Here is a 16,706-nt window from a genome sequence, read left to right as displayed (position 1 = left end):
CACCCCTCCTCCCTGGGACTGCCCCCCCTTGCGCCGGGAGCTGCTGCTCGAGCTGCGGGAGGGCTCCGACGCGGTGGAGGATGAGACTGTCGGTGGTCGGCGTTAGCGTGGTGACATGAGACCGACCACCGACCTGCAGCGCACGGTCAACCCCATCCGCGTCGTCTCCGACTTCCAGCCGAGCGGGGACCAGCCGGCAGCCATCGCCGATCTCAGTCAGCGCATCGGACGCGGTGAGCAGGACCTCGTCCTCCTCGGCGCGACGGGCACCGGCAAGTCCGCGACGACGGCCTGGCTGATCGAGCAGGTGCAGCGGCCGACGCTGGTGATGGCCCCCAACAAGACGCTGGCCGCACAGCTGGCCAACGAGTTCCGCGAGCTGCTGCCCAACAACGCGGTGGAGTACTTCGTCTCCTACTACGACTACTACCAGCCCGAGGCCTACGTCCCGCAGACGGACACCTACATCGAGAAGGACTCCTCGGTCAACGACGAGGTCGAGCGCCTGCGCCACTCGGCCACGAACTCGCTGCTGACCCGGCGCGACGTGGTCGTGGTGGCGTCGGTGTCGTGCATCTACGGCCTCGGCACCCCGCAGGAGTACGTCGACCGCATGGTGCGGCTGAAGGTCGGTCAGGAGATCGAGCGCGACGACCTCCTGCGGCGGTTCGTCACCATGCAGTACTCCCGCAACGACCAGGCGTTCACGCGCGGGACCTTCCGGGTGCGCGGCGACACCGTCGAGATCATCCCGCAGTACGAGGAGCTGGCCCTCAGGGTCGAGTTCTTCGGCGACGAGATCGACCGCATCTACACCCTCCACCCGCTCACCGGAGAGGTCGTCCGTGAGGAGCAGGAGATGTACGTCTTCCCGGCCTCGCACTACGTCGCCGGTCCCGAGCGGATGGAACGCGCCATCGGCTCCATCGAGACGGAGCTGGCCGACCAGCTGGCGCTCTTCGAGCGCGAGGGCAAGCTCCTCGAGGCCCAGCGCCTGCGCATGCGCACGAGCTACGACATCGAGATGATGCGTCAGGTCGGGTCCTGCTCCGGCATCGAGAACTACTCGCGGCACATCGACGGGCGGGCGGCCGGGTCGGCTCCCAACTGCCTCCTCGACTACTTCCCCGAGGACTTCCTGCTCGTCATCGACGAGTCGCACGTCACCGTTCCGCAGATCGGCGCGATGTACGAGGGCGACATGTCGAGGAAGCGCACGCTGGTCGACCACGGTTTCCGGCTCCCGAGCGCGATGGACAACCGGCCGCTGAAGTGGGAGGAGTTCCTCGAGCGGATCGGCCAGACCGTCTACCTCTCGGCGACCCCCGGCGACTACGAGATGGCCAAGGCGGACGGCGTCGTCGAGCAGATCATCCGCCCGACGGGGCTGGTCGACCCCCAGATCGTGCTCAAGCCCACCAAGGGGCAGATCGACGACCTGCTGCACGAGATCTCGCTGCGCACCCAGCGCGACGAGCGGGTGCTCGTCACCACGCTGACCAAGAAGATGTCCGAGGATCTCACCGACTACCTCCTGGACAAGGGCGTGCGGGTCCGCTATCTGCACTCCGAGGTCGACACGCTGCGGCGGGTGGAGCTGCTGCGCGAGCTGCGGCTGGGGGAGTATGACGTGCTCGTCGGGATCAACCTGCTCCGGGAGGGGCTGGACCTGCCGGAGGTGTCGCTGGTCAGCATCCTCGACGCCGACAAGGAGGGTTTTCTTCGCTCGGCCCGCTCGCTCATCCAGACCATCGGGCGAGCGGCTCGCAACGTCTCGGGCCAGGTCCACATGTATGCCGACCGCGTCACCCCGTCGATGGAGCAGGCGATCGAGGAGACGAACCGGCGACGGGACAAGCAGCTCGCCTACAACACCGAGCACGGGATCGACCCCACGCCGCTGCGCAAGAAGATCGCCGACATCACCGACATGCTGGAGCGGGAGGACGCCGACACCGAGGTGCTGATGGGCAGCGGTCGCCGGCAGTCGCGGGGGACGGGACGGGGCCGGGGTGCCGCGGCGGCCGTGGGCACCAGCGTGCTCGACCGCCGCGCCACGGACCACCTGCCGGCCACCGAGCTGGCCCAGCTCGTCCACGAGCTGACGGACCAGATGCACCAGGCGGCCACCGACCTGCACTTTGAGCTGGCGGCCCGCCTGCGCGACGAGATCGTCGAGCTCAAGAAGGAGCTCCGGCAGATGAGGGAAGCGACATCCTGAGGCTGTGACAGAATGGCGAGGTCCAATCGGAGGGGAGTATCCTCACGCGGCGACCTCGTCAGTACGGCCGGCACGGCAGTGGCCGTCGGGCCCGGGGAGCCGGTACCGGCCCTGGTGCCCGGTGCGGGAGAGACCTCCGGTCTGTTGGCCTGACCGGAAGGCACCCGTATGACCGTCCCCCCGTGGGTGTGGATCGTCACCCTCGTCGTCGTCGCGATCATCTTCGCGTTCGACCTGCTGGTGCTGGGCCGTCGGCCGCACGAACCGTCGCGGCGCGAGGTGAGCGTCGCCCTCTCGATCTACGTGGGGCTCGCCGTCCTCTTCGGACTCGGCCTGCTGATCACCTCGGGTGGTCAGCTGGCCGGTGAATTCTTCGCCGGCTGGCTCACGGAGTACTCGTTGTCGATCGACAACCTCTTCATCTTCCTCATCATCATGGCCAAGTTCGGCGTGCCGCGGAAGTACCAGCAGTACGCCCTGATGGTGGGCATCGTGATGGCCCTGGTGATGCGGGCCATCTTCATCCTCGTCGGTGCCGCCGCCATCGAGCGCTGGTCGTGGGTGTTCTACTTCTTCGGCGCCTTCCTCATCTACACCGCGGTCAAGCTGGCCAAGGAGAACATCGGTCACGACGACACCGAGGACGAGGAGTACCAGGAGAACGCCCTGCTCAAGATGATCGAACGGCGCTTCCCCGTCACCCAGTCCTGGGACGGCGGCACCAAGCTCCGGATCGTCGAGGGCGGCAAGCGGGTGCTCACCCCGATGGCCATCGTCATCATCGCCCTGGGCACCACGGACCTGCTCTTCGCCCTCGACTCGATCCCGGCGATCTTCGGCCTGACCCAGGAGCCCTACCTGGTGCTGATGGCCAACGTGTTCGCGCTGATGGGCCTGCGGCAGCTCTACTTCCTGCTCGGCGACCTTCTCAAGCGCCTCGTCTACCTCGGCCTGGGGCTGGCGGTCCTGCTGGCGTTCATCGGGGTGAAGCTCATCCTGCACGCCATGCACGAGAACGATCTGTCGTTCATCAACGGCGGCGAGCCCTTCGACGTCCCCGAGGTCCCGATCTGGCTGTCGCTGACCGCGATCGTACTCATCCTCGGGGTCACCGCGGTCCTCAGCCTGCTCAAGACCCGGCGGACCGAGGCCGCGGGCGGGGTCGGCGGCGAGGACCACCTGCACCTCGACGACGTCAGCCTGTTCGGGGAGACCCAGCACCACCACGAGGACTCTGGGGAGGAGCGGACCCACCGCTCGTCCACCGGCGACGACGAGTCGCCGCGGAGCTAGCGCCGGACCGTCCAAGCACCAGCACGCTGGCCACGATCACCAGGCCCATGCCGAGAACCTGCAGCGGATCCAGCACCTGACCCAGCACGAGGAGCCCGGCCAGCGCCGCGGCGGCCGGCTCGAGGCTGAGCAGCACCCCGAAGGTCCCGGCCGTCAGCTGCCGCAGCGCGACCAGCTCGAGGCTGTAGGGGATCGCCGAGGACAGCAGGGCGATACCCAGACCTCGCGCCAGGGCCTCGCCCGACCAGAGCGCGGACCCGGCGGTCGCGACACCGAGGGGCAGCGTGACGACGGCGCCGATGATGAGGCACAGCGCGATGCCGTCGAGTCCGGCGAAGCGGGCGCCGGTGCGACGGCTCAGCACGATGTAGGCCGCCCAGCACGCGCCCGCGGCCCCGGCGAGCCCGATCCCCACCAGGTCGAGGTCGCGCCACGGGGTGGTGACCGCCTCGGAGATCAGGACGACGCCGAGCAGCGCCGCGAGGACGGCGCCGATGTCCCGGGCGCGACGAGACAGGGCCGCGGCGAGCGCGAGCGGGCCGAGGAACTCGATGGTGACGGCGACCCCGATGGGCAGCCGGGTCAGGCTGCCGTAGAAGGCGAGGTTCATCGCGGTCAGGGCCAGCGCGAAGAGGCCGACGACACCCCAGTCGCCGGCGGTGCGGCCCCGCAGCCGCGGACGCACCAGGGCACCCAGGATGAGGGCCGCGAGGACGAGCCGGAGGGTGACCGACCCGACGACGCCGACCAGGGGCAGCAGGGTGGCCGCGAGCGCGCCGCCGAACTGGACGGAGACGACGGCGACCAGCACCAGCACGACCGGGTGCACCCCGGCCGGACTGGCGGGGCCGGTCACCACCCCCGGGCCCGCCAGGCGTCCAGGTTCGGCCGCTCGGTCCCGACCAGGGTGTTGTCCCCGTGCCCCGGCAGGACGAGTGTCTCGTCGCCGTAGACCGCGAAGACCCGCTCCTCCAGGTCGTCGACGAGGCGTGCGAAGTCCTCCGCCGACCAGGTCTTCCCCGGCCCGCCCGGGAACAGGCTGTCCCCCGTGAACAGCACGGGGGGGTGGTCGTCGACGGTCAGCTCCAGCGCCACCGACCCCGGGGTGTGGCCCCGCAGGGCCACGACGCCCAGCGCGAGGTCGCCGACGGTGACGGCGTCCCCGTGCGCAAGCCGCACCTCCACGTCGACGGGCAGCTGGTCGGCGTCCGCGGACCCGGCCAGGGTGACCGCCCCGGTCCGTGCGACGAGGGCGGGCAGGGCCCGGTGGTGGTCCCAGTGCCGGTGCGTGGTCAGCACCTGCCCCAGACGGCCGGGGCGCGCCGCCGGGGTGTCGTCCTCGGCCACGAGCGACAGCAGTCGGTCGACGTCGTCCGCGGCGTCGACCAGCAGCCGTTCGCCGGTCCGCGTGCAGGTCACCAGGTAGACGTTGTTGTCCATCTCCGACACGCTGCACTTGCGGACCGTGGCACGGCCCAGGGGCAGGGTCCAGCTGGCGCCGCCGGGGATGACGTGACCCGGCGCGGGAGTGTCCTCGCTCATGCTCCGGCAGTGTAGGGGGGCAGCCTCACGTGGCGAGCGCGCGGTCGCTGGCGCGGATGGGGAAGGGCAGCGTCGTGGCACCGGTGAGGAACCGGTCCACGGCCGAGGCGCACGCGCGCCCCTCGGCGATCGCCCACACGATGAGGGACTGCCCGCGGCCGCAGTCGCCGGCCGCGAAGACACCCTCGAGAGGGGTCGCGAAGTCGTCGTCCCGCGCGTACGTGTTGCGGGCCGTGCGGGTCAGCGCCTCGCTCGGCGCAGCCTGCTCGTCGGGCCCGACAAAGCCCATCGCCAGGAGCACGAGCTGCGCCGGCAGCTCTCGCTCCGTGCCCTCGACCGGCTGGAAGCGACCGTCCGCGAAGGTTGTCTCGACCAGCTTCAGGGCGCGCACGCCCCCCCGCCCGTCGTCCAGCACCTCGACGGTGGAGACGCCGTAGGCGCGCTCGCCACCCTCCTCGTGAGCCTCGGTCGTCTTGAAGAGCATGGGGTAGGTCGGCCAGGGCTGGTGGTCCGGGCGCTCGGAGGGGGGCGTGGGCAGGATCTCGAGCTGGGTGACCGAGCTCGCCCCCTGACGGTGGGCCGTCCCCAGGCAGTCTGCCCCGGTGTCGCCACCGCCGATGATGACCACGTCCAGACCGGACGCGTCGATGCCGCGCGGGGCGCCGAGCGCCTCCTTGTTGGCGGGCACGAGGTAGTCCATGGCCGGGTGCACCCCCGCGAGGTCCGAGCCGGGGACCCCCAGCAGCCGCGGCACGGTCGAGCCGGTGGCGAGCACCACCGCGTCGAAGCGCTCCCGCAGCTCCGAGAGGGTGAGGTCGTCGGGTCCGTTCCCGCCGATGGTCACCCCGGTCAGGAACCGGATACCCTCGCCCCGCAGCTGCACCAGGCGGCGGTCCAGCACGGCCTTCTCCATCTTGAACTCGGGTATGCCGTAGCGGAGGAGGCCACCCACCGCGTCGTCCCGCTCGTAGACCACCACGGTGTGCCCGGCCCGGCCCAGCTGCTGGGCGGCGGCGAGCCCGGCGGGCCCGGAGCCGACGACGGCCACCGTCCTGCCGCTGAGCCACTCCGGCTCCTCGGGCTTGACCCGGCCGTTGGAGAACGCCCGGTCGATGATCGAGACCTCGATCTGCTTGATCGTCACCGGGGGCTGGTTGATACCGAGCACGCACGCCGTCTCGCAGGGCGCCGGGCAGAGCCGACCCGTGAACTCAGGGAAGTTGTTGGTCGCGTGCAGCCGCTCGATGGCGTCGGCGAAGTTGCCTCGGCGAGTGTGGTCGTTCCACTCCGGGATGAGGTTGCCCAAGGGGCAGCCCTGGTGGCAGAACGGGATGCCGCAGTCCATGCAGCGACTCGCCTGACGCTGCAGCACCTTGGTGTCCTGCTCGCCGTGCACCTCCTTCCAGTCCTGGATGCGCACCGGGACCGGCCGGGTGGGCCGGTTCTCCCGCTCGCGGTAGGTCAGGAAGCCTTTGGGGTCAGCCATGCGAGTCCTCCAGGATGCGCTGCCAGGCGTGGGTGCCGTTCGGGTCCTCGCCGCGGGCCTCGGCCTCGCGGCGGATGCGCAGCACGCTGGCGTACTGGCGCGGGGTGATGACGGTGATCCGGTCCGCCCAGTCACCGGACCGCAGGAGGTCCTCGGCGACGGTGCTGCCCGTGAGCTCCATGTGCTCGGCGATCAGCTCGCGGACCTCCTCGAGATGCTCGGTCTCCCGCAGCGGGGCGAGCGTGAGGTCGTTCTGGGCCAGGGCCAGGGGGTTGACCCGTCTGGTCTCGAGGTCGAGCACGAACGCGGTTCCGCCCGACATGCCGGCGCCGACGTTGCGGCCGGTCGGGCCGAGGACGAGCGCCCGGCCGCCGGTCATGTACTCCAGGGCGTGGTCACCCACGCCCTCGACCACGGCGGTCGCGCCGGAGTTGCGGACGCAGAAGCGCTCGCCGACGAGGCCGCGCAGGTTGACCTGGCCCGACGTCGCGCCGTAGCAGATGACGTTGCCCGCCACGACCTGGTCGGCCGCGACGAAGGGGGACTCGTCGGCAGGTCGCACGACCACCCGTCCACCCGAGAGGCCCTTGCCCACGAAGTCGTTGGCGTCGCCGACGAGCCGGAGGGTGATGCCGCGCGGCAGGAAGGCTGCGAACGACTGGCCCGCCGAGCCCGTGAAGGTGAGGTCGATGGTGCCCTCCGGCAGACCGTCGGGTCCTGCGGCGACCGTCACACGGTGACCGAGCATGGTTCCCACGGTCCGGTTGACGTTCGTCACCGGGAAGGAGGCCTGCACAGGAGTTCCGTCCCGGAGGGCGGGCGCCGCCGCCTCGATGAGCTGGTTGTCCAGCGCGGCCTCCAGCCCGTGCTCCTGGACCGTCGTGCAGCGCAGCGACGTGCCCTGCGGCAGGTCCGGACGGTGCAGGATCGGACCCAGGTCCAGGCCGCCGGCCTTCCAGTGTGCCAGGGCCGGGCCCGTGTCGAGCAGGTCGGCGCGGCCGATGACCTCGTCGAGGCTGCGGTAGCCGAGCGAGGCGAGCAGCTCGCGCACCTGCTCGGCGATGTACTCGAAGAAGGTGATGACGTACTCGGCCCTGCCCGCGTAGCGCTCCCGCAGCTCCGGGTTCTGCGTGGCGATGCCCACCGGACAGGTGTCGAGGTGGCAGACCCGCATCATGATGCAGCCCGAGACCACCAGCGGTGCGGTCGCGAAGCCGAACTCCTCGGCTCCGAGCAGCGCTGCCACGATCACGTCGCGCCCGGTCTTGAGCTGGCCGTCGCACTGCACGACGATCCGGTCCCGCAGCCCGTTGACGAGCAGCGTCTGCTGGGTCTCGGCGAGGCCGAGCTCCCACGGCGTTCCCGCGTGCTTGAGCGAGGTCAGCGGGCTCGCCCCGGTCCCCCCGTCGTGCCCGGAGATGAGCACCACGTCGGACTTGGCTTTCGCGACGCCGGCCGCGACGGTGCCCACACCCACCTGGCTGACCAGCTTGACGTGCACCCGGGCCTGCGGGTTGGCGTTCTTGAGGTCGTGGATGAGCTGCTTGAGGTCCTCGATCGAGTAGATGTCGTGGTGCGGCGGGGGAGAGATGAGTCCGACGCCCGGGGTGGAGTGCCGCGTCTGGGCGATCCACGGGTACACCTTCCCGGGGGGCAGCTGCCCACCCTCTCCGGGCTTGGCGCCCTGCGCCATCTTGATCTGGATGTCGTCGGCGTGCACGAGGTAGGCGCTGGTCACACCGAACCGTCCAGAGGCCACCTGCTTGATCGAGGACCGACGCTCGGAGTCCAGCAGGCGCTCCACGTCCTCCCCACCCTCACCGGTGTTGGACTTCCCGCCCAGCCGGTTCATCGCGATCGCGAGGGTCTCGTGGGCCTCCTGCGAGATCGACCCGTAGCTCATCGCGCCGGTGGCGAACCGGCGGACGATCTCGCTGACCGGCTCCACCTCGTCGATGTCCACGGGCTCGCGGTCCGGGCGCAGGGCGAACAGTCCCCGCAAGGTCATCAGACGCTCGGACTGGTCGTCGACCAGGTCGGTGTACTGCTTGAACACGTCGTAGCGCTGCTGCCGCGTCGCGTGCTGGAGCCGGAAGACGGCCTCGGGGCTGAACAGGTGCGGGGGCCCCTCGCGGCGCCACTGGTACTCGCCGCCGATGTCGAGCCGGCGGTGGTAGGGGCTGATGCCCGAGAGCGGGTAGGCGGTCGCGTGCCGCTGCTGCACCTCCGCGGCCACGACCGCGAGGCCGACACCGTCGATCTGGCTGGTGGTCCCGGTGAACCACCGGTCGACCAGCTCGCGCGACAGGCCCACGGCCTCGAAGGTCTGGGCACCGCGGTAGGAGGCGATGGTGGAGATGCCCATCTTGGACATGACCTTCAGGACGCCCTTGCCGAGCCCCTTGATGAGGTTGCGGATCGCCACGTCTGGGTCGAGCCCGTCGAGCTGCTGCCCCGCGGCGCAGAGGTTCTCGACGCTCTCCATCGCCAGATAGGGGTTGACCGCGGCCGCGCCGTAGGCGACCAGGGTCGCGACGTGGTGCACCTCTCGCACGTCGCCGGCCTCGACCAGCAGACCCACCCGGGTACGGGTGTTGTTGCGCACGAGGTGGTGGTGCACCGCACTGGTCAGCAGCAGCGAGGGGATGGGGGCCTGCTCGCGGTCGGCGTGCCGGTCGGACAGCACGATGAAGAACGCTCCACCCTGGACGGCCTCGTCGACCTCGCTGCAGATCTCCTCCAGGCGGGCGCCCAGCGCAGCCGCGCCGCCGTCGACCCGGTAGAGCCCCCGGACCACCACGGTGCCGAGGTCGGGGTGCTCGCCGGCGACGTTGAGCCGGCGCAGCTTGGCCAGCTCGTCGTTGTCGATGACCGGGAAGTCGAGCACCACCTGACGCGCGTGCTCCGGTGACTCCTCGAGCAGGTTGGGCTCGGGGCCGGTCGAGCAGCCCAGCGAGGTGACGATCTCCTCCCTGATGGCGTCGAGGGGAGGGTTCGTCACCTGCGCGAAGGCCTCGACGAAGTAGTCGAAGAGCAGTCGCGGACGGTCCGAGAGCACCGCGATGGGGGTGTCGGTGCCCATCGCGCCCAGGGGCTCGCCGCCGGTCTGCGCCATCGGCGCCAGGATGATCCGCAGCTCCTCCTCCGTGTAGCCGAAGATCTGCTGGCGCCGCGTCACGCTGGCGTGGGTGTGCCGCACGTGCACCTGGTCGGGCAGCTGGCTGAGCCGCACCAGGTGGGCGTCGAGCCACTGCCGGTAGGGCTGCCGGGCTGCCAGGCCAGCCTTGACGTCGTGGTCGTCGAGGATCTCGCCGCGCTCCAGGTCGACGAGGAACATCCGGCCCGGCGCCACACGGCCCTTGCGCACGACCTTCTCCGGCGGCAGGGCGAGCAGCCCGGACTCCGACCCGAGCACCACGAGCCCGTCGTCGGTCACCCAGTACCGGGAGGGGCGCAGCCCGTTGCGGTCGAGCACCGCACCCACGCGGGTGCCGTCGGTGAAGACCAGGTTGGCCGGACCGTCCCAGGGCTCCATGAGCATCGAGTGGAACTCGTAGAAGGCCCGCACGTCCGGGTCCATGTCGTCGTTGTTCTCCCACGCCTCCGGGATCATCATCAGCACCGCGTGCGGCAGCGAGCGCCCGCCGAGGTGCAGCAGCTCCAGCACCTCGTCGAAGGTGGCCGAGTCGCTGGCGTCCGGCGTGCAGATCGGCAGCGCGTCGGCCAGCGGTCCGGGGAAGGCGTCGCTGGCCAGCTCGGACTGGCGCGCGTTCATCCAGTTGCGGTTGCCCTTGACCGTGTTGATCTCGCCGTTGTGGGCGATCATCCGGTAGGGGTGGGCCAGGGGCCAGGAGGGGAAGGTGTTGGTGGAGAAGCGGGAGTGCACGACGCCCAGCGCGCTGGCGAACCGCTCGTCGACGAGGTCGGGGAAGTAGGCGGGCAGCTGGTCTGTGGTCAGCATCCCCTTGTAGGTGATCGTGCGCGAGGACAACGAGACCGGGTATGCCGTCGTCTGCCGCTCGATCCGCTTGCGGCACAACCATGCTCGACGCTCCAGGGCGAGCCCGGACTCCCCGGCCGCAGGCCCCGTGCCCGCCACGACGAGCTGACGCATCACCGGCATCGCGGACAGGGCCGTGGGACCGATCATGTCGGCCACCACGGGCACCTCGCGCCACCCGAGCACGGCCAGTCCCGAGCCGACCACGATCTCCTCGATCTCGGCGGCCACCTGGCCCGCCGTCCCGTCGGAGGGGAGGAACATGATGCCGACCGCGTAGGTCCCGGCCTCCGGGAGAGCGAAGGGAAGCACGGCGCGGAGGAAGGCGTCCGGGACCTGCGTGAGGATGCCGGCCCCGTCGCCGGTGTTCTCCTCGGCGCCCACGGCTCCGCGGTGGTCGAGGTTGTGCAGAGCGGTGAGCGCCTGGGCGACGATCGCGTGCCGGGGGGCACCGTCGAGGGCCGCGACGAAGGCGACCCCGCAGTTGTCGTGCTCGTGCGCTCCGTCGTAGAGCCCCTGGGGCGGACGGCCCGGGACTGGGCTGCGGACAGGTGTGGTCTCGGACATGGAGTCACCGATCTGGACAGGGCCACCAGGAGGCGCCGACCGACGTGGCAGGGGAACAGGGACCCGACACGCTGTGGGGACCTGCAGCATACATATGCACAGGCCTGCATGAAAAGTCACTCGGAACGGGTGTGTCAGAGGAGCAACCTACAGTTGTCCCGTGCCCTCCTCCGTCACCCCACCCACCTCGTCCCCGCGTCCGCGCCACGACCGGATCCGCGTGCAGGGCGCCCGCGAGCACAACCTCAAGAACGTGTCCGTCGACATCCCGCGGGACGCGCTGGTCGTCTTCACCGGCCTGTCCGGGTCGGGGAAGTCGAGCCTGGCCTTCGACACCATCTTCGCCGAGGGGCAGCGGCGCTACGTCGAGTCGCTGTCCGCCTACGCCCGGATGTTCCTGGGCCAGCTCGACAAGCCGGACGTCGACTTCATCGAGGGCCTGTCGCCGGCCGTGTCGATCGACCAGAAGTCCACCAACCGCAACCCTCGCTCGACGGTGGGCACGATCACGGAGGTCTACGACTACCTCCGCCTGCTGTTCGCCCGGGTGGGCCGACCGCACTGCCCGGTCTGCGGGGAGCCGGTCGAGCGACAGACCGCCCAGCAGATCGTCGACCGGCTCCTGGAGCTGCCCGACGGCGTGCGCTTCCAGCTGCTGGCCCCCGTGGTGCGCGGCCGCAAGGGGGAGTTCGTCGACCTCTTCGCCGAGCTGCAGTCCTCGGGCTTCGCGCGGGCCCGGGTGGACGGCACCGTCGTCCAGCTGGCCTCCCCCCCGACCCTGGAGAAGCAGAAGAAGCACACCATCGAGGTGGTGATCGACCGGCTGGCGGCCAAGCGCGCGGCCGACGGCGGCCCGGAGGCCTCCCACCTGCGTCGTCTGACCGACTCCGTCGAGACCGCACTGCGCCTGGCCGACGGTCTGGTCGTCGCCGAGTTCGTCGACGTCCCCGCCCGTGGCCAGGAGGTTCCCGCAGGCCGCGAGGCCCCGGTCGACGCGAACGGACGTCCGCTGGCGCGCGAGCGACGGTTCTCGGAGCGGATGGCCTGCCCCAACGAGCACCCGCTGAGCGTCGACGAGCTCGAGCCCCGCAGCTTCTCCTTCAACAGCCCGTTCGGCGCGTGCCCGGCGTGCACCGGCATCGGGTCGGAGCAGGAGGTCGACCCGGAGCTGGTCATCCGCGGCGAGGACACCTCCATCCTCGAGGGCGCGATCATCCCGTGGTCGACGACGGCCGGCCTCAACGACTACTACCAGCGGGTGCTGGGCGGGCTCGCGGACGACCTGAAGTTCACCCTGGACGTCCCGTGGCGCCAGCTGCCCGGGCGGGCACGGGACGCCATCCTGCACGGCTACCAGCACAAGGTGCACGTGCGCTACCGCAACCGGTTCGGTCGGGAGCGCAGCTACTCCACGGGATTCGAGGGGGTGGTGCCCTACGTCAAGCGCAAGCACGCCGAGACCGAGTCCGAGAGCAGCCGCGACCGTTACGAGGCGTTCATGCGGCAGGTGCCCTGCCCCGTGTGCAAGGGTGCCCGGCTCAAGCCCGAGATCCTCGCGGTGCACGTCGGCGGGCGCAGCATCGCCGAGGTGTGTGCGCTGCCCATCCACGAGTGCGCGGCGTTCCTCGCCGACGTCGACTACACCCCGCGCGAGGCCGCGATCGCGGCGCAGGTCAACCGCGAGATCGCGGCGAGGCTGGGCTTCCTGCTCGACGTCGGCCTCGACTACCTCTCCCTGGACCGGCCGGCCGGCACGCTGTCGGGGGGAGAGGCGCAGCGGATCCGGTTGGCGACCCAGATCGGCTCGGGCCTGGTCGGCGTCCTCTACGTCCTCGACGAGCCCAGCATCGGTCTGCACCAGCGGGACAACCACCGCCTGATCGAGACCCTGACGCGGCTCCGCGACCTGGGCAACACCCTCATCGTGGTCGAGCACGACGAGGACACGATCGCCACCGCGGACTGGGTGGTCGACATCGGGCCGGGGGCGGGCGAGCACGGGGGGCACGTCGTGCACAGCGGCTCGGTCGCCGACCTGCTCACGCACCCCACCTCGTTGACGGGCCAGTTCCTCTCGGGACGCCGCGCCATCGAGACGCCGACGCAGCGCCGGCCCCAGGACGGACGGCTGATCACCGTGCGCGGGGCGCGCGAGCACAACCTGCACAACATCGACGTCTCGTTCCCGCTCGGCAACCTGGTCGCCGTGACCGGCGTGTCGGGGTCGGGCAAGTCGACGCTGGTCAACGACATCCTCTACCACGTGCTGGCCAACCAGCTCAACGGTGCGCGGCACGTGCCCGGGCGGCACCGGCGCGTGGAGGGGCTGGACCAGCTCGACAAGGTCGTCCACGTGGACCAGAGTCCCATCGGTCGCACCCCGAGGAGCAACCCGGCGACCTACACAGGGCTGTTCGACCAGATCCGCAAGCTGTTCGCCCAGACGACCGAGGCCAAGGTCCGTGGCTACCTGCCGGGGCGCTTCTCCTTCAACGTCAAGGGCGGTCGCTGCGAGGCCTGCTCGGGCGACGGCACCCTGAAGATCGAGATGAACTTCCTCCCGGACGTCTACGTCCCCTGCGAGGTTTGCCACGGCCGGCGCTACAACCGGGAGACGCTCGAGGTCCACTTCAAGGGGAAGACGGTCGCCGACGTCCTCGACATGCCGATCGAGGAGGCGGCGGAGTTCTTCGCCGCGGTGCCGGTGATCAGCCGGCACCTGACCACCCTCGTGCAGGTCGGGCTGGGCTACGTCCGTCTCGGCCAGCCCGCGACCACGCTGTCCGGTGGCGAGGCGCAGCGCGTCAAGCTGTCCGCGGAGCTGCAGAAACGCTCGACCGGACGCACCATCTACGTCCTCGACGAGCCCACGACCGGTCTGCACTTCGAGGACATCAACCGGCTGCTCGGCGTGCTCCAAGGGCTCGTCGACAAGGGCAACACGGTGCTGGTGATCGAGCACAACCTGGACGTGATCAAGTCGGCGGACTGGATCGTCGACATGGGTCCCGAGGGCGGGAACGGCGGCGGTACGGTCGTGGTGGAGGGCACGCCCGAGGCCGTCGCGGTCCACCCGACCAGCCACACCGGTCGGTTCCTGGCCCCGCTGCTCGCCACGAACCGGCGCACGAGCGCCAGCGCGTGAGCCACCCGGCCCACCGCCACGACGCAAGGAGCACGAGGCACCACGATGTCTGAGCGGTCCACGAGTACCGACCGGTCCGGCTGCTGCACGAGCCGTCGGGATGTCCTGCGCACGGTCGGGGTCGGGGCGCTCGCCGCCCCCCTGCTCTCGGCCTGCGGCGACGGGTCTGGGCCCACCCCTACCCCGGCCGACGACGGGTCGGTGCGCGTGCCGGTCGCCGACGTGCCGGTGGGGGAGTCCCGCTACTACTCCGACGGCGGGTTCGTGGTGTCCCGGCCGGCGCCGGACGAGGTGGCGGCCTTCGACGCCACCTGCCCGCACAACGGCTGCGCGGTGTCCGAGCGGGAGGGCGTCGACCTTCTGTGCCCCTGTCACGCCAGCACCTTCGACGCCGCGACCGGTGCCGTCCTCAGTGGTCCGGCCACGACCGGGCTGACCGCCCGGACGGCGCGACTCGAGGACGACCAGATCGTGATCAGTGGCTGATCCCGCACGCTACCGACCACGCCCGGGCGAGATCCCCACGGAGCCGGGCGTCTATCGGTTCCGCGACCAGCACGGCCGCGTCATCTACGTGGGCAAGGCCCGGTCCCTGCGACCACGCCTCTCGTCCTACTTCCAGGACCTCTCGGCCCTCCACCCCCGCACGCGGCAGATGGTCACGACCGGAGCGAGCGTCGAGTGGACGGTCGTGCGCAACGAGGTCGAGGCGCTGCAGCTGGAGTACTCCTGGATCAAGGAGTTCGACCCCCGCTTCAACGTCAAGTACCGCGACGACAAGTCCTACCCCTACCTGGCCGTCACCATGGGCGAGGAGTACCCCCGTGCACAGGTGATGCGCGGGTCCAAGCGTCCGGGCACGCGCTACTTCGGTCCCTACACGCACGCCTGGGCGATCAGGGAGACCCTCGACACGCTGCTGCGCGTGTTCCCCGTCCGCACCTGCTCCAAGGGCGTCTTCCGGCGCGCCGAGCAGGCGGGGCGTCCTTGCCTGCTCGGCTACATCGACAAGTGCTCGGCGCCCTGCGTCGGGCGCGTCAGCGCCGAGGAGCACCGGGAGATCGCCGAGGACTTCTGCGACTTCATGACCGGTGACGCCGCGAGGTTCATGCGCCGCATCGACCAGCGGATGCGCACCGCAGCCGCGGAGCTGGACTTCGAGACGGCAGCCCGACTGCGTGACGACGTCGGCGCGCTGCGCCGTGCCCTGGAGCGCTCCGCGGTCGTGCTGCCCGACGCCACCGACGCGGACGTCTACGGGCTGGCCGACGACGAGCTCGAGGTCGCCGTGCAGGTCTTCCACGTCCGGGGCGGGCGCATCCGAGGCCAGCGGGGGTGGGTCAGCGAGAAGGGCGCGGAGGACCTCGGCTCGATCGTCGAGCACCTGCTGCTGCAGGTGTACGGCGGCGAGCGTGGGGAGGACGTGCCCCGCGAGGTGCTCGTGCCCGTCCTGCCCGACGACCACGACGACCTGCAGGAGTGGCTCACCACGCTGCGGGGGTCGAGGGTGCAGGTCAGGGTTCCGCAGCGGGGTGACAAACGGACGCTGATGCAGACGGTGGCGCGCAACGCGGACCAGGCGCTGACCAGGCACAAGGTGGCCCGCTCCGGCGACCTCACGCTGCGCTCCCAGGCGCTCCAGGAGCTCCAGGACGCGCTCGAGCTGGAGGACGCGCCCCTGCGCATCGAGTCCTTCGACATCAGCCACGTGCAGGGCACGGACGTCGTGGGGTCGATGGTCGTCTTCGAGGACGGGCTCGCCCGCAAGTCCGAGTACCGCCGGTTCATCGTCCGCGAGGGCACCGGCGACGACACCGCCGCGATGCAGGAGGTCCTCACCCGCCGGTTCCGGCACCTGGTCGCCGCCCCGCCCACCGACGGGAGCGGGTCTGACGGCGAGAGCACGAAGTTCCGCTACCCGCCCAACCTCGTCGTCGTCGACGGGGGACTGCCCCAGGTCAACGCCGCCCAGGCCGCGCTGACCCAGGTGGGGGTCGCCGACGTCACGGTCATCGGCCTGGCCAAGCGGTTGGAGGAGGTCTGGGTCCCGGGGGACGACCATCCCGTGGTCCTGCCCCGGACGAGCGAGGGTCTCTACCTGCTCCAGCGGGTCCGGGACGAGGCGCACCGGTTCGCCAACACCTTCCACCGGCAGCGGCGCTCACGGTCGATGACCACGAGTGCGCTGGACGGCATACCCGGTCTGGGTCCCTCGCGCCAGCAGGCGCTGCTGGCGCGCTTCGGGTCGGTCAAGGCGCTGCGCCGCGCCTCGGCCGAGGAGCTCCAGCAGGTTCCGGGGGTGGGACCGGCGGTGGCTCGTGCCGTCGTCGACAGGCTCCGGGGCGCCGAGCCGGGACTGGCCGTTAACCTGAGCACAGGCGAGGTCCTGGACCAGTGACCGCGCCGCGCACGCCCGACGACGAGGTGGAGGCCGACGTGAGCCCACAGGACC

The 16,706-nt window shown here is 70.7% G+C and carries 9 protein-coding genes; 5 read left to right on the top strand and 4 right to left on the bottom strand.

The genetic code is table 11. The features are described from left to right. The first annotated feature begins 115 nt into the window (after window positions 1-115). Together uvrB and ACI3ET_RS11215 are read left to right on the top strand one after the other, a co-directional pair. Window positions 116-2,221 carry an excinuclease ABC subunit UvrB gene (uvrB, locus tag ACI3ET_RS11220; RefSeq protein ID WP_405033129.1) on the top strand — a complete coding sequence of 702 codons (2,106 nt, stop codon included), beginning with the start codon at window positions 116-118 and terminating at the stop codon, window positions 2,219-2,221. A gap of 168 nt (window positions 2,222-2,389) precedes the next feature. Then, a complete protein-coding gene (locus tag ACI3ET_RS11215) occupies window positions 2,390-3,514 on the top strand; it encodes a TerC family protein (RefSeq protein WP_405033128.1) in 1,125 nt (374 codons plus the stop codon). On the opposite strand, the gene ACI3ET_RS11210 is transcribed toward ACI3ET_RS11215, so the two are convergent. The 4 genes from ACI3ET_RS11210 to gltB are packed head-to-tail and all read right to left on the bottom strand — an operon-like array spanning window position 3,417 to window position 11,109. Next, the gene (locus ACI3ET_RS11210; protein WP_405033127.1) at window positions 3,417-4,373 is read right to left on the bottom strand and encodes an EamA family transporter; all 957 of its coding nucleotides are present in this window, start codon (window positions 4,371-4,373) and stop codon (window positions 3,417-3,419) included. The genes ACI3ET_RS11215 and ACI3ET_RS11210 overlap by 98 nt on opposite strands. Beyond that, window positions 4,367-5,056: an MBL fold metallo-hydrolase gene (locus ACI3ET_RS11205; protein WP_405033126.1), complete on the bottom strand. Its 690-nt coding sequence runs from the start codon at window positions 5,054-5,056 to the stop codon at window positions 4,367-4,369. The genes ACI3ET_RS11210 and ACI3ET_RS11205 overlap by 7 nt, the downstream gene beginning before the upstream one ends. Window positions 5,057-5,081: 25 nt before the next feature. Beyond that, window positions 5,082-6,542 carry a glutamate synthase subunit beta gene (locus ACI3ET_RS11200; protein WP_405033125.1) on the bottom strand — a complete coding sequence of 487 codons (1,461 nt, stop codon included), beginning with the start codon at window positions 6,540-6,542 and terminating at the stop codon, window positions 5,082-5,084. Next, window positions 6,535-11,109: a glutamate synthase large subunit gene (gene gltB, locus ACI3ET_RS11195; RefSeq protein ID WP_405033124.1), complete on the bottom strand. Its 4,575-nt coding sequence runs from the start codon at window positions 11,107-11,109 to the stop codon at window positions 6,535-6,537. The genes ACI3ET_RS11200 and gltB overlap by 8 nt, the downstream gene beginning before the upstream one ends. A gap of 160 nt (window positions 11,110-11,269) precedes the next feature. Here gltB and uvrA point away from each other — a divergent pair, with 160 nt between their 5' ends. The 3 genes from uvrA to uvrC are packed head-to-tail and all read left to right on the top strand — an operon-like array spanning window position 11,270 to window position 16,652. Beyond that, the gene (uvrA, locus tag ACI3ET_RS11190) at window positions 11,270-14,254 is read left to right on the top strand and encodes an excinuclease ABC subunit UvrA (RefSeq protein ID WP_405033123.1); all 2,985 of its coding nucleotides are present in this window, start codon (window positions 11,270-11,272) and stop codon (window positions 14,252-14,254) included. 45 nt (window positions 14,255-14,299) lie between these two features. Further along, the gene (locus ACI3ET_RS11185; protein WP_405033122.1) at window positions 14,300-14,740 is read left to right on the top strand and encodes a Rieske (2Fe-2S) protein; all 441 of its coding nucleotides are present in this window, start codon (window positions 14,300-14,302) and stop codon (window positions 14,738-14,740) included. Beyond that, the gene (gene uvrC / locus ACI3ET_RS11180; RefSeq protein WP_405033121.1) at window positions 14,733-16,652 is read left to right on the top strand and encodes an excinuclease ABC subunit UvrC; all 1,920 of its coding nucleotides are present in this window, start codon (window positions 14,733-14,735) and stop codon (window positions 16,650-16,652) included. The genes ACI3ET_RS11185 and uvrC overlap by 8 nt, the downstream gene beginning before the upstream one ends. Window positions 16,653-16,706: the final 54 nt, after the last annotated feature.

It is taken from the genome of Ornithinimicrobium jinqii (assembly GCF_045032595.1).
Taxonomy (GTDB): domain Bacteria; phylum Actinomycetota; class Actinomycetes; order Actinomycetales; family Dermatophilaceae; genus Ornithinicoccus.
This window is presented reverse-complemented; position numbering and strand designations above follow the sequence as displayed.

What these genes read in the sequence shown, in the direction of transcription:
- uvrB (WP_405033129.1), top strand. Translation starts at nt 116, where the DNA reads ATGAGACCGACCACCGACCTGCAGCGCACGGTCAACCCCATCCGCGTC.
- ACI3ET_RS11215 (WP_405033128.1), top strand. Translation starts at nt 2,390, where the DNA reads ATGACCGTCCCCCCGTGGGTGTGGATCGTCACCCTCGTCGTCGTCGCG.
- ACI3ET_RS11205 (WP_405033126.1), bottom strand. Translation starts at nt 5,056, where the DNA reads ATGAGCGAGGACACTCCCGCGCCGGGTCACGTCATCCCCGGCGGCGCC.
- ACI3ET_RS11200 (WP_405033125.1), bottom strand. Translation starts at nt 6,542, where the DNA reads ATGGCTGACCCCAAAGGCTTCCTGACCTACCGCGAGCGGGAGAACCGG.
- gltB (WP_405033124.1), bottom strand. Translation starts at nt 11,109, where the DNA reads ATGTCCGAGACCACACCTGTCCGCAGCCCAGTCCCGGGCCGTCCGCCC.
- ACI3ET_RS11185 (WP_405033122.1), top strand. Translation starts at nt 14,300, where the DNA reads ATGTCTGAGCGGTCCACGAGTACCGACCGGTCCGGCTGCTGCACGAGC.